Genomic DNA, 13,854 nt, shown 5'->3' with positions numbered 1-13,854 from the left:
TATGAGAGCTTCATCTATTTGTACCGGAAAAAAAGCGTATCGAATGCGGGCGGCTCGCGTCGTCCGTGCGGCACTCGTTCTCGCTTTTCTTTTGTGCGGTGCAGGGCTTTCCGCTCAGCAGAATAATAATTTTCCGGAACGCTCTGCAAGGGGTACGACGGAGATGAATCGCAATGTGCGAAATCCTGTCGTGCCGAACGTCGATATAACCCTTACGCAGCCTCAAACGGGCAGGGAAGTCGCGTTTTCGGTGCAAGTGCTCCTTTTGCTTACGGTACTCACGCTCGCGCCGAGTATTTTGATTTTGACGACGTGCTTTTTGCGTTTTTCGATCGTCCTCGATTTTATTAAACGCGCGCTTTCTCTGCAGCAAGTGCCGCCGACCGCCGTACTCAACGGAATCGCGTTTTTTATGACGGTCTTTGTCATGTGGCCGACTTTTACGAGGGTGTACGACAATTCGTTCCGTCCGCTTTCGAGCGGAGAGATCGGCGTCGAAGAGGCGTACCGCGAAGCCGAAGCTCCGATGCGCATTTTTATGTATACGCAGATGGCCGAAGATACGAGCTCCATTTCCCTTTTTATGTCTATGGCGAGGATGGATCGGCCGAATACGCTCGCCGACGTTCCGACGCATATCCTCGTGCCCGCTTACATTTTGCACGAGCTTACCGTCGCGTTTAAAATCGGCGTACTGCTTTACATTCCGTTTATCATCATCGATATGGTCGTCGCGAGTATCCTCATGTCGATGGGCATGATGATGCTGCCGCCGGTACAGATTTCGATGCCGTTTAAACTGATGCTCTTCGTCCTCGTTGACGGATGGGGACTTTTGACGCAGCAGCTTTTCGTTTCCGTTTTGCGCTGAAAAAATCGGTGATTTGATTTTAGGAGGATGATAAAAAGCGATGTCGATAGGACAGCTTGTCAATTTAATTCGCGGCGGCGTATTTGAAATTTTTATCCTCGCATCTCCCGTACTCGGCGCCGCTCTCCTCGTCGGGCTCGTCGTTGCGATCTTTCAAGCGACGACGTCGATTCAGGAACAGACGCTGACGTTTTTGCCGAAGGTTTTGACGATCCTTGCGATGTTGGCTCTGCTGGGGGGCTGGATGTTTACGCATCTCAGAAATTACACGGTTTCTCTTTTTAATCTCATACCGCTCATGGCGCGCTAGAGATAAGGACGGAAGCGGTGATCGATCGTATCGTAAGTCATGCGCCGATATTTTTGCTCATTGCCGTCCGCTGTTTTGCGCTTTTGATGACGCTGCCGCTCTTTTCGATGCGCTCGGTGCCGAGGGCGGCGAAGATCGCGCTTGCAGGCTATATGGCATACGCCCTCGTTCCGCACGTCGATTTTTCATCCTACGCTCCGTATATTTCCTCGAGCGGGCTTTTCGATTTGTCGTATGCGTTTTTGCTTGCGGGAGAAGCGATGATCGGACTCATCATCGGTTTTTTTATCACGATCCTTTTTTCCGCGTTCAGCACGGCAGGTCAATTTTTTGCGTTTCAAATGGGCTTGAGCGCATCCGAAGTGTACGATGCGCTCGCGCAAGTCGAAAACCCGCTTATGGGGCAGTATTTGAACCTCGTCGCGATGCTGCTTTTTTTGCAGAGCAAGTGGTTCCAAAAACTGTTTTTGCGCGGGCTCGTTTCAAGTTTTGCGTCGATGAATGTGTTTGCGCTCCTCGAAGCGAAAGAGCGTATCGTACGATTTTTGGTCGGAAGCCTCACCGAGCTTTTTTCGGCTTCTCTCGTCATAGCGCTTCCGCTTATGGGGACGCTTTTGCTCATCAATATCTGCATGGGAATCCTTGCGCGGGCCGCTCCTCAGATGAATCTTTTGTCCGAAGGGTTCGCACTGCTTTTGCTTACGTCTTTTTTCGTCATCACAGCTCTCATGCCCCAGCTTTGCGATTTTTTCGAACGCTCGTTTAATGCAGGCATCACGTCTCTTATTGCAATCATTTCGGGAGGCGCTTCGTGAACGACAGGCTTTGTATACCGCCGTATCTGTATATCGACCTGCAGTGGTTCGCCGCGGAAGACGAAGGCAGAACCGAAGAACCGTCGGAATACAAGCTTGAAAAAGCGAGAAAGGAAGGCCGCGTCGCAAAAAGCGCCGAACTCAACAGCGCTTTCGTCATGCTTTTGTGCGTGGTGCTCCTCATCGTCTTTGCGCCTTCGATGCTGAAAGAATGTGCGGCGATTTTCCGCTATTATTTTTCGCGCTGCGCTTCATCGAACGTAAACGATCCCGCGATCGCGCGCGCATTTTATTATTTTTTTTTGCGCCTCATACTGCCGATCGGCATCATCGGCATTGTCGGCGGAGTTGCGGGAAATATCATCCAAAACCGCCGCTTTATCTTTACGACGAAGACGATCGAACCGAAGTTTCAAAAAATCGTTCCGAACTTCGTTCAGTATTTCCGCAATACGCTTTTTTCGCTGCGCGGACTTTTTAATGTCGCGAAATCGCTCGGCAAAGTGACCGTCATTTCGATACTCGCTTTTATGCTGCTCCGTCGAGACGTTCCGATACTCATGCTCGAAATTCAAAACGGAAGTATCGGTATGGCGATCGGCCGCATCGGTGTCATGAGCGCTGAAATTTTAATAATGGCGGCTCTTGTCTTTCTCATCATCGCGATTCCCGATTATTTTGTACAGCGGCGCGAATTTATGGAACAGATGAAAATGACGAAGCAGGAAGTAAAAGAGGAATACAAAGAATTCGAAGGCGATCCCGAAGTAAAAAACAGGCTGCAGCAGGCCGAGCGCGCCATCCTGCAGCAAAACATGCCGCAGGCCGTCAGGGAATCCGACGTCGTCATTACAAACCCGACGCACTTTGCCGTCGCGTTAAAATACGATGCGGCCGCCGGCTACGAAGCCCCGCGCGTTACGGCGAAGGGCGAAGACGAAGTCGCGTTTTCCATGCGTAGGATAGCCGAAGAAAACGGCGTGCCCGTTGTGGAAAACCGCCCCGTTGCGCGCGGTCTCTATGCAAACACGAATGTTGGTGATATAATACCTGAAGAATACTTTAGAATTATTGCCGATATCTATGCTCATGTTATGAATTTGCATAAACGGCTTTAGTAGGCGGGTGGGGGACTGATGCCTGATGAAGCAAGACGCATTTCAAATCAAAGCGTTTTAAATTTTTTGCAGCGCAATATCGTCGGTGTCGCAGTCGTCGTCGTTGCGCTCTTTCTCGTTATACCCATGCCTCGAATCCTCATCGATTTTTCGATGGCGCTCAATATCGCGTTTTCGATCGTCGTCCTGCTCATCGTCATGTATACGCCGCGTGCGACGAATTTTATAACATTCCCGCGCGTGCTTTTGTTTATGACGCTTTTCGGGCTCGGCATCAACATCTCGTCTACGCGCCTCATCCTCGCAAATCCCGTAAACCCCGCGGGGCTTTCGAAAAGTCAAAGCGTCATGGTGCAGGCCTTTGCGAATATCGTTACCGGCGGAGGCGCGGGCGCGACGCCGGTCGTCATCGGCTTTGTGATTTTTATTATTTTGATCGTCGTGCAGGTCGTCGTCATCACAAAAGGGGCCACGCGCGTATCGGAAGTTGCCGCGCGGTTTTCGCTTGATTCGATGAGTACGAAAAAATTCGATATCGGCAACCGGCTCAACAGCGGCATCATAACGGAAGAGGAAGCGCAAAAAGAACAGGAAGCGCTCGACCGCTCGGTTGATTTTTATTCGACGATGGACGGCGCTTCGAAATTCGTTTCGGGCAACGTCAAAGCCGGCATCTTTATCACGGCGATAAACATCTTCGGCGGCTTTGCCGTCGGTATGGCGATCAACCGCATGTCGGCAGGGGATGCACTTTTATCCTATGCGAAGCTTACGATCGGCGACGGTCTTATGTCGCAGATCCCCTCTCTCATGCTTTCGTTTGCGACCGGTCTCATCGTTACGGGAAGCAGTACCGACGAAGCTTTCGACAAACAGCTTTCGAAAAACTTTTCGATCGACGGACACATCTACGAAATCGTCGGAGCGGCTCTCGCGTTTATGGGCATCGCGTTTATCGGAAACGGCGCGGGAGCGACGGTGCTTTTGGTTTTGCTCGGAGCATTTTTCTTTTTTATGGGATACCGCATCGCTTCTTCTCAAGTGCGCGAAAAAGCACAGGCGATGGCGGCTGCGACGGCAAAGGAAAAGACGGGCGGCACAAGCCCCACGGATGCTGCTGCGATAGCACCTCTCGACACGCTGTCGCTCGAACTCGGCTATGCACTCATCCCGCTCGTCGACAAAGAAAAAGGCGCGGAATTGCTCGAACGGATCACGCGCATACGGCACGAAGCGGCTCTCGATATGGGACTCATCGTTCCGCCGATCCGCATCGTCGACAATATGACGCTTGACCCGAACGAATACAGTTTTAAAATACGCGGTATCGAAGCGGGACGCAGCACGATCAGACTCGGCTACTATATGTGTATGAACAACGGTACGGTAACCGAAGAGCTGCAGGGAGAAAAAACGAAAGACCCCGCTTTCGGCATGAGCGCGATTTGGCTGCCGGAAGAAAAGAGAGCGGAAGCCGAGCGGAACGGCTATACCGTCGTCGATCCTCCGACGATCATTGCGACGCATTTGACTGAAATCATCAAAGCGCATGCGGCGGAAATCATCGGTCGGCAGGAAGTGTCGAGGATCATCAACAATATCAAAGAAACGAATCCGGTCGTCGTCGACGAAGTGCTCAACAACGAAAAATGCAAATTCACGTACGGCGATATCGAAAAAGTTTTAAAGATATTGTTGCAGGAGCGCGTTTCGATACGCAACATCGTTATCATCCTCGAAACGCTTGCCAATTTCGGGCCTATCACGCACAACGCGTGGGATCTCGCCGAAAAGGTGCGTGAAGCGCTCGGACTCCAGATATGCAGACAGTACGCGGACGAAGACAATACGCTGCGCGTTATGAGCTTGTCGCAGGACTTGTCACAGCTCTTACTCGATCACGTCGCGAAGAGCGCAGGCACGGAGCCCTTTGTCGCCCTCGATCCGGTCGATTTGCGGGTGTGGGAGCGCGCGATCCACGGCGCCTACAATGCGCTTCGCAGCAAGGGCCGGCTTCCGATCGTTATGTGTTCGTCGGTCGTGCGCCGCCTCGTGTGGAATATGACGAACCGGGAAATGCCCGATATCATCGTCATTTCCGACAGAGAGATCATTGCCGCGGGCAGGAGCATAAAAGTCGAAGTGCTCGGAGAAATCGCAGAAGATAAAGCAGGAGTGACGATACAGAATGTATAGCGCAGACAGACGGGATGTACCCGTATTGAAGATGACGGGGCGGACGCTCGACGAATGCAAGGCGAAACTCTTCGAAAAATTCAACAACGAGTATACGATTCGCGGAAAGCGTACGATGCTAAAAGGCGGGTTTTTCGGTATCGGACAAAAAGAAGTCGTCGAAGTTTCTTATACGGTAGACCGTGAAGATGAGATTCCGAAAAATACGGCCGCCCATTCGGCAGGGATTCCATCACGGGAAACGGATGCGCTCGATGCGGCCGCCGCGTTCAATAAAACCAAAGACGAACTTTTGCGCGCGGCTCAGATGACGGCGATCAATACCGCGATGAATACCCGCCTTTCCCAAATGGAAGATAATCTTTCGAAGCAGTTGAAAAACATCGCGTTGGCCGCTTCGGAAAAACATCCGTCGATCAAAAAAATCGAAAGCCTTTTGGAAGAAAACGAATTTACGTTTTCATACATCAATGAAATAACGGAAAAATTGCAATCGAATTTTACGCTCGACGCGCTCGAGGATTTTAAAGCCGTAGAGCGCAAAGTCGTCGATTGGATCGGAAAGACGATTTCGATCGCGCCGGAAAAAATCCAGCGGCCGCCGCACGTCGTCGTTATCGTAGGTCCTACGGGAGTCGGTAAGACGACGACGCTCGTAAAGCTTGCGACGAAAATGGTGAGCGAAGCGAAGAGAGAAGAGCGGAGAATTCCGTCGTTCGCGTTTATCACGACCGATACGATGCGTGTCGGAGCTTACGAACATCTCGCTTCGTACAGTACGATCCTTAAAACGGAACTCGAAAAAGCGGAAACGGTCGAAGACTTAAAAAAGCTCTACGACGAAAAGCGCGAAAACTTCGACGCGATTTTTATCGACACGAGCGGCTACAGTCCGAACGATACCGAAAACATCGGCAAGATGAAAGCCGTTCTCGATGTGCGCGGAATGAAACCCGACATATATCTTGCCGTCGCCGCTTCTACGAAAGCGAAGGATTTGGCGAACATCATGCAAAATTACGAACAGTTCGGATATAATTCCGTCATCGTGACGAAGTGCGACGAATCGAAGCAATACGGAAATATCATCAGCGTACTCCACGAAAAAAACAAAAAAATTTCGTACATCGCCGACGGACAAAAAGTCGTACGGGATATCCACCGTGCGGATGTCGTTCAGTTTCTCATCAGGCTTTCGGGCTTTGATGTCGATCGCGTACATATTGAAGATGAATTTGGAGAATAAGATATGGAAGAACAGGCAGAAGGTTTGCGTGAATTGATGAAAGAAGGCGTTCAGGAAAAAAAGAGGTCGTCTTCGGCAAAAGATGCGCACAAAACGCGCATTCTCGCGATCACGAGCGGTAAAGGCGGCGTCGGTAAATCGAATATAGCCGTAAACATGGCCATAGCCTACGCTCAGACCGGTAAGCGCGTTATCCTGATCGACGGCGATCTCGGCATGGCGAATATCAACGTACTGCTCAATCAAGTGCCGCCGTACAATCTCATGCACGTCATCGACAAAAAAAAGACGATGAAGGAGATTATCCTCGATACCGAATTCAATATCAAATTCATCGCAGGCGCAAACGGGCTTTCAAAAATCGCAAACCTCTCCGTCAAAGAGCTTGAAGATTTTGCAAAACAGTTCGCGTCTCTCGGTTCCGCCGATATCATCATCATCGATACGGGAGCGGGCATCACGAACAATGTTTTGCAGTTCGTCGCCGCCGCCGATGAAGTGTACGTCGTTACGACGCCTGAACCGACGGCGATCACCGACGCATACGGCATCATTAAAATCATCACGACGGAAATCGTCGAGCATCCGGTCAACTTAAAGCTGCTCGTAAACCGAGCGCATTCTGCGGACGAAGGCAAGCGCATCTCCGAACGCATCATCACGATCGTGAGCCAGTTTTTGAATTATAAGGTCGATTACATCGGCTTTGTGTACGACGATCCCGTCGTGCAGGCTTCCGTTATCCGGCAAAAACCCTTTATCGTCATCAATCCGACGTCGAAGCCCGCGATGTGTATCAAGCACATTGTCGGCCGCATCGAAAAAACGGAACCGATGGAAAGCGAAGGCGTATCGAATTTTTTGAAAAAGTTTTTGCGCAGAAAAAAATAACCGTATGCCGCAAGCGGGGAAAGCCGGGGTTTTAATACGTTTTGCACTATGCCGGCTTATTAAAAAATCGGCGGCGCCTCTGAAAATTCGATCGTGTTTTTAGAGATACCCTTGTATGGGTTTGCAGTGCGTCTTCGAAGATTGAAGTTTTTAGAGGTTCACTTTTGTTGCTGTATGATATATAATAAAGGCGGTATGTGCACCGGCCGAGCGGATCGATTATTATTAATAAGGATCTGCGTCCTTTGAGTTTGCGGCGGCGCGCACGGCTAAAAACTTTTTTGAAAGTTGTAACTTTCTGCAAAAGTTTTTAGGGAGGTGTAGTGAGGCAGGTTCGATTCATCGCAGGTTTTGCTCTCGGCGGTTTCCTCATCTCTTTTTTCTTCGGCTTTTTTTCTCGCGGCGGTATAGGGCGTATGCTGCTTTTCGCTTTTATTTTTGCCGCAGTGTTTGCCGTTGTGGGATTTGCCGTGCAGTTTATCGGTACGACGTTTTTGAATATCGACGGCGGGACGGATGGCGCTGACGTGCACGGAACGACGGGAAACAATGTCGATATCGTCGTGCAGGACGAAGAGCTTCCGACCGAAGACGGTTCTCCTGAGTTTTATGTCGGTGGAAATCACCAGATGCTGAACAAAGAAGATTACAGCGGGGAAAAAGGGGGACGTTTCGCAGGTGCTTCGGACGGAAGCGAAGGTATCGATACGACTCACGCGGCAAACGGAGCGGCTTTGGCCGATGCGCAAACCGGGCAACCGGATGACGGTTTTGTTCCCGTAGGGCTGCATGAGAGTGCCGAGACGATTTCGGGAAAAGAGGCGGGAGTCAATTCGGACGACGGTTTTTCGCTCAAAGACGATACGCTCGACGACTTGCCCGATCTCGAAGATTTGGCTCCGTCCGGAGAGATTATCGAAGATACCGCTTTTTCCGCAGCTTCGGATACAACGAAAAAATCCGATAAGGCGAGCAAATACAGTGAAAAGGATACGACGCTTATGGCGAAAGCGATAAGCACTGCACTTGCAAAGGATAAAGAAACTTAAAATCAAGGGGAGTGCTAAAAGCCGAAGTTTTTGGCGCTTCCCTTAATAAAGGTGCATACTATGGCAGACTCGGTAAACGACGAAAAAGAAGAAGACAGACTCTGGGAAGAATACCGAAAGACGAAATCGCAGGCGTTGCGTGACGCGTTTATACGGCAGTATATGCCGCTTGTTAAATACGTCGCGGGAAAAGTGTCCGTCGGTATGCCCGGCAGCGTCGAATTCGACGACCTCGTCGGCTTCGGTCAATTCGGTCTGCTCGATGCGATCGAAAAATACGATCCGTCGAAAAACGTCAAATTCAAAACCTACGCCGTTACCCGAATCCGCGGAGCGATCTTCGACGAGCTCAGGCAAATCGATTGGGTGCCGCGTTCCGTCCGTCAAAAATCGAGGGAGATAGAGGACGCCATCAATACGCTTGAATCGCGGCTCGGACGGACGGCGAGCGATGCGGAAATCGCAGAATCGCTCGGCGTGAGCGAAGACGACTATCACCGCATCATCATGAAAGTGTCGGGCACGAGCGTGCTTTCTCTCAACGACGTGTGGCATAACGGGGACGATGCGGCGAACACGTCGATCGGCGACAGTATCGAATCTCCATCGAGCATGAATCCCGATGCGATCGTCGAACGCGAAGAGATTAAAAAAGTGATCGTGCAGGCGATCAACGAATTGCCCGAAAAAGAAAAGATGGTTATCGTTTTGTACTATCATGAAGATTTGACGTTTAAAGAAATCGGGCAAGTTCTCAACGTAAGCGAGTCGCGTATTTCCCAATTGCACACAAAAGCGAATCTCAGAATGCGTGCAAAATTGACGAATCTCAGGAAAGGAATCATGTGATGGTATCGCTCGAGAAAATACGTGCGGATATGCAGCGTCTCTTGGAACGTGACAAGATGCTGCACAACGTCGACGTAAATGCGGAAAGTATCGACGAAGCGCTGGCCGATGCCGCAGTCCAGCTCGACACGAAAGCCGCCGATCTCGAATACGAAGTCGTCGAAAAAGGAAGCAACGGTTTTCTCGGTTTCGGAAAAAAGCCGTGGCGTCTGCGTATTTATCAAAATCCCAATACGCTCTACGCGAAAAACAAATCGGCAAAAGACGATCTCTTCGGTGAAGACGCAGGGGGAGTAGAAACGAAAATCGTCGACAGAGACGGTGCGTATTATATCCGTCATTTCGGCGACAGAATTATGCTCAAAGTACGGCTTCCTTCAGGGAAAGGAAATGCCGTTGACGGCAAAGACGTCATGCAGGCGCTCGTGCGGCCGGATACGATTTCCGTAGAAGACGATCTCGTAAAAAAATACGTCAAACAGGGGACGTCCGGCCGCTATGAAGAAGTCGGCGCGTATAAACACATAGCTGCAGGCGATGCGAGCGTTTCGGTGAACATTTCAAGCGACGAAATGAAAGCGGACATCGTCGCATCCGCACCTTCGATGAGCGGCGCCGACGTTTCCTATTCGATGATCGAGCGGGCTCTCCGCGCGCAAGGCGTCATCACGGGATTTGACGAAGATAAAATCGAAGCTTTTGTCGACGATCCCGTCTACGAAACTCCGTACGAAGTTGCATCGGGAACTCCCGCTCAGGACGGGAGGGATGCATACATCGCTTATGATTTTGAAACGGATCCGAAAAAACTTCGCGCGACGGAGTCTGCGACGGGGCAAGTCGATTTTAAAGAGTTGAACCTCATACAAAACGTCATCAAAGGCGGACGCCTTGCACAAAAAATTCCCGCGGAAAAGGGAAAGCCCGGCAAAACGCTTTTGGGGCGCTATACTGAAGCGAAAAACGGAAAAGATATTCCGATTCCGCTCGGACAAAACGTTTCGCTTGCGCCGGACGGCATGACGGTGATCGCCGATACCGACGGTCAGGTTATGCTCTTTGCCGGAAAGATTACCGTTGAGCCCGTACTCCAGCTCATGAGCGTCAACATCAAAACGGGAAACATCAAATTCCTCGGCTCCGTCATCATCCGCGGGAGCGTTGAAGACGGCTTTAATGTGGACGCTTCGGGCAATATCGAAGTCGGCGGGACCGTCGGCAACTGCAAAATCAACGCCGGCGGAAACATCATCGTGCAACAGGGCATATTCGGTAAAAACGGCGGCACACTGACGAGTAAAAAATCGCTGTGGGCGAAATTCATACAGGCGTCGAAAGTCGAAGTCGATGAATCGGTCATCGTTACCGACAGCATTATGAATTCCGAAGTGATGGCGATGAAGAGCATCGTTTTGAGCGGAAAAAAAGCGCAGATTATGGGCGGACACTTGTTTGCGACGGAAGAGATTTCCGCAAAGAGCATCGGCTCTCCGGGAGGGGGCGCGGAAACGATACTCGAAGTCGGCTTCGATCCGCGTGCAAAACAGCGGCTCGACAGCCTGCAGGAAAAGCAGGGCGCGCTTGTCAAAGAGCTTGAAAATCTCGAACTCGATATTTCGACGCTCGAAAATCAAAAGAAAATACGCCGTTCGCTTCCGAAAGAAAAAGAAGACAATCTTACAAAACTCAAAGAGCGCAAAGTGCAGATCGATTCCGAATCGGCGGAGATGACCGAAGAGATTCAAACGCTGCAGGAGCACTTGCGCGAATTGAAAGCGGTCGGAAAAGTGAAAGCGTCGGGAACGGTATACTCGGGCGTCAAAATCTACGTGCGCGACGTGCTCGACGAAGTGCATAACGAAGTGTCGGGCGTAACATTTTATTTTGAAAACAATTTCGTCAAGCGCGGCAAATACGAAGCCGCTTCGAAAATAAAGGGACCCGATGGCTATACAACCGATTGATTTGCAGACGATGTATTCTCAAATGGCAAATATCGCGCAAAATGCCGCGCAAGCCCAAGACGGCGGCAGATTCGCCGAAGCGATGCAGCAGCAAAACATCGTGCGGCAAAATTTGGAAGAAGCCGAGCGCGTCTCCCGTCCTGCATCCGATGAATCGGAAGCCCAATCGCGCGCCGTAAAAAACGACGCTTCTTCTTCTCACGGGGAGAAGGAAGAGAAGGGCAAAGACGGAGGGCGCGAAAAAAAAGACGAAAGGCGCGAAAAAGCCGTACAAGAATCCTATATCGGGCAGCACATAGATATTACGAGGTAGGCGTGCCGGGAGTTTTATTTGCGATTGTCGCGATTAATATCGTTTTATGGGGCGTTTTTATCGTCCGCTTTAAGCGCCTTTTTTCGGCCGACGACGTCATCGAAAAGACGAGAGCCGAAATGGACAATATGATCCGCGATATCAACAACAATACCGTTCGCGCGATCGATATCATCGACGACAGAACAAAGCAGCTGAAGCGCCTTATCGAAGAAGCGGACAGACGCATAGCGCTTGCACGGAGCGAAGAAGCGAAAAAGCTTACGGCATCCGCTCTCCGCGATACGCTTGAAAAAAAATCGGTTTCCGAAGTCTCCCGCCGCGCTGCGAATACTTACAAAAAAAACGCTCCGCGTTCCAGGCCTTCCCCCGATGCATCCTATGCTGTAACCGGAGAAGCGGAAGCGCTTGCGGAAATGCAGCATTCTCTCTTTGACGATACTCGTACTTCGGTGCGCACAAAGGCTGAAATGAACGTGACGGATGACGGAGCGTCGTATGCGAAAGTACCGGTTATAAAACCCGATGTGTATTTTTCGGAAACACCGATCGTACCGAAAAAGAATTTTACGAAGCAAGTGCTCGAGATGGCGGAGATGGGGCTGACGATCGAACAGATTGCAAAGCAGCTTTCGTGTTCGAAAACCGAAGTGCAGATGATACTTGATATGCAATAGGAGAAGATATGAAAACAACGGTGCAAAATTTCGGCGTGCTTTCCGACGGAACGAAGGTTTCTCTTTTTACCGTCAAAAACAAGCGTATGTCATTTTCCGTTACGGATTACGGCTGCAGGATTACGAGTATCGTGCTGCGCGATTCTGACGGAAGAGAAACGGACGTCGCTCTCGGCTATTCGACGCTCGAAGGTTATATTTCCGATACGAGCTATTTCGGCGCCTTTGTCGGGCGCTTTGCAAACAGAATTAAAGGCGCCGCCTTTACGCTTGACGGCAAGCGTTATACGCTCGATAAAAACGACGGACGCAATATGCTGCACGGAGGTTTTGACGGCTGGGACAAAAAAGTGTGGAAAGCGAAAACTATTTCGACCGAAAAATGCGCAGGAGTCGAGTTTACGCGCGTTTCAAAAGACGGCGAGCAGGGGTTTCCCGGAAATATGAGTGTAAAAGTGCGCTACATCCTCGACGAAAAAAATAACCTCACGTGCCGCTATACGGCATCGACCGATAAAGCCTGTCCCGTAAACCTTACCAATCATTCGTATTTTAATCTTGCAGGAAAGGGGACGATCGAAAATCACGTTTTAAAACTCGACTGCCCCTCTTATCTTGAAAGCACGAGCGCTTTGATTCCAACGGGAAAAATTCTTTCCGTAAAGGATACGCCGTACGATTTTTTAAAAGAAAAACGAATCGGACGCGATATTAAAAAAACGGGGACGGGCTACGACGACTGCTTTGTCACGCGAATCTACGACGAAAAAAACGGAAGGAGCGGAGTTCCCGAATCGGCAAAGAAAATTATCCGCGTAGCGGAATTGCGCGATCCCGAATCGGGGAGGGCGATGACGGTCGACACAAATGCGGAAGCTATACAGCTCTATACGGGCAATATGCTGAAAGCCGTGCGCGGCAAAAACGGACGCATCTACGGCAAACACAGCGCGCTCTGCCTTGAAACCGAATGTTTTCCGGATTCACCGAATATCGCTCAGTTTCCGTCCTGCGTTTTGCTTCCCGGAAAAAAATACGAATCGGTTACCGTATACGGATTTCACGCGTAGAAAAGGCGAACGATAAAGTAGGGATGGCAGGGGAAAACCGATAGTTTTATTGTTCGCTTTCAGCGCCGTTTTGCAGGGCGGCATCATTTGCTTTATCGGCATTGCTCCGCTTCGATACGATGTGAACTCTGCCCGTGCGCTTGATGCCGTCGTCGCGCTTCGCTTCTTTTTCGCCGTCTTTTACGTAATACAGTTTTTTTGCGTACTTCGCTTCTTTTTCGGCTTTTTTTTCGCGGACGGCTTTGACGCGGGCTCTGCGCGCTTTGTCGATAAACGAAAGCGATTTATCCATGCCCTGTAAAAACTTCTGCATATCTTCGGCGAAAATCGCAATCTGATGGCGGTCGAAGTCCGCTCCGTCGCGGCTTTTGCTTTCGACGATTTGAAGAAATATATCGCCGGTTCTGTTTTCTTTGACGTTAAAAAAATACGACCGGTTGTCCAAATATACTTGCGTTGTAAAGAGTTCTCCGCGTGCGCCCATA

The 13,854-nt window shown here is 50.4% G+C and carries 14 protein-coding genes; 13 read left to right on the top strand and 1 reads right to left on the bottom strand.

Going from position 1 to position 13,854, the window contains the following annotated elements:
- Position 1: 1 nt before the first annotated feature.
- From fliP to IZU26_RS00200, 13 genes are all read left to right on the top strand, one after another.
- Positions 2–871 carry a flagellar type III secretion system pore protein FliP gene (gene fliP, locus IZU26_RS00260; protein WP_433275869.1) on the top strand — a complete coding sequence of 290 codons (870 nt, stop codon included), beginning with the start codon at positions 2–4 and terminating at the stop codon, positions 869–871.
- Between the two features lie 40 nt (positions 872–911).
- Positions 912–1,181, top strand: a complete 270-nt coding sequence (fliQ, locus tag IZU26_RS00255) for a flagellar biosynthesis protein FliQ (protein WP_021330976.1) — start codon at positions 912–914, stop codon at positions 1,179–1,181.
- Positions 1,182–1,198: 17 nt separating this feature from the next.
- Positions 1,199–1,996, top strand: coding sequence for a flagellar biosynthetic protein FliR (fliR, locus tag IZU26_RS00250; RefSeq protein ID WP_021331001.1), 798 nt, complete (start codon positions 1,199–1,201; stop codon positions 1,994–1,996).
- Positions 1,993–3,114, top strand: coding sequence for a flagellar biosynthesis protein FlhB (gene flhB, locus IZU26_RS00245; protein WP_433275868.1), 1,122 nt, complete (start codon positions 1,993–1,995; stop codon positions 3,112–3,114). The genes fliR and flhB overlap by 4 nt, the downstream gene beginning before the upstream one ends.
- An 18-nt stretch (positions 3,115–3,132) precedes the next feature.
- A complete protein-coding gene (locus IZU26_RS00240; RefSeq protein WP_310823134.1) occupies positions 3,133–5,310 on the top strand; it encodes a flagellar biosynthesis protein FlhA in 2,178 nt (725 codons plus the stop codon).
- Positions 5,303–6,556, top strand: coding sequence for a GTPase (locus IZU26_RS00235; protein WP_021331016.1), 1,254 nt, complete (start codon positions 5,303–5,305; stop codon positions 6,554–6,556). Before IZU26_RS00240 ends, IZU26_RS00235 begins: the two co-directional genes overlap by 8 nt.
- Positions 6,557–6,559: 3 nt before the next feature.
- Complete coding sequence (locus tag IZU26_RS00230; protein WP_310823136.1) at positions 6,560–7,447, top strand: MinD/ParA family protein; 888 nt, start codon at positions 6,560–6,562, stop codon at positions 7,445–7,447.
- Between the two features lie 323 nt (positions 7,448–7,770).
- Positions 7,771–8,496: a hypothetical protein gene (locus tag IZU26_RS00225; RefSeq protein WP_433275865.1), complete on the top strand. Its 726-nt coding sequence runs from the start codon at positions 7,771–7,773 to the stop codon at positions 8,494–8,496.
- A 60-nt stretch (positions 8,497–8,556) separates the two neighbouring features.
- Complete coding sequence (gene whiG, locus IZU26_RS00220; protein ID WP_021331007.1) at positions 8,557–9,345, top strand: RNA polymerase sigma factor WhiG; 789 nt, start codon at positions 8,557–8,559, stop codon at positions 9,343–9,345.
- Positions 9,345–11,309 carry a FapA family protein gene (locus IZU26_RS00215; RefSeq protein WP_433275863.1) on the top strand — a complete coding sequence of 655 codons (1,965 nt, stop codon included), beginning with the start codon at positions 9,345–9,347 and terminating at the stop codon, positions 11,307–11,309. Before whiG ends, IZU26_RS00215 begins: the two co-directional genes overlap by 1 nt.
- On the top strand, positions 11,290–11,622 hold the full coding sequence (locus IZU26_RS00210; protein WP_021330992.1) for a hypothetical protein: 333 nt from the start codon (positions 11,290–11,292) through the stop codon (positions 11,620–11,622). The genes IZU26_RS00215 and IZU26_RS00210 overlap by 20 nt, the downstream gene beginning before the upstream one ends.
- Positions 11,623–11,624: 2 nt before the next feature.
- Positions 11,625–12,299 carry a hypothetical protein gene (locus IZU26_RS00205; RefSeq protein WP_433275861.1) on the top strand — a complete coding sequence of 225 codons (675 nt, stop codon included), beginning with the start codon at positions 11,625–11,627 and terminating at the stop codon, positions 12,297–12,299.
- An 8-nt stretch (positions 12,300–12,307) separates the two neighbouring features.
- Complete coding sequence (locus IZU26_RS00200) at positions 12,308–13,369, top strand: aldose epimerase family protein (RefSeq protein ID WP_433275859.1); 1,062 nt, start codon at positions 12,308–12,310, stop codon at positions 13,367–13,369.
- A gap of 46 nt (positions 13,370–13,415) precedes the next feature.
- Here IZU26_RS00200 and IZU26_RS00195 read toward each other — a convergent pair whose 3' ends face one another.
- Complete coding sequence (locus tag IZU26_RS00195) at positions 13,416–13,853, bottom strand: DUF3276 family protein (RefSeq protein WP_310823141.1); 438 nt, start codon at positions 13,851–13,853, stop codon at positions 13,416–13,418.
- Position 13,854 lies beyond the last annotated feature (1 nt).

The organism is Treponema sp. SP13, assembly GCF_050938355.1.
Taxonomy (GTDB): domain Bacteria; phylum Spirochaetota; class Spirochaetia; order Treponematales; family Treponemataceae; genus Treponema_D; species Treponema_D socranskii.
The sequence above is the reverse complement of the archived record's forward strand: the minus strand, read 5'-3'. Positions and strand labels throughout refer to the sequence as shown.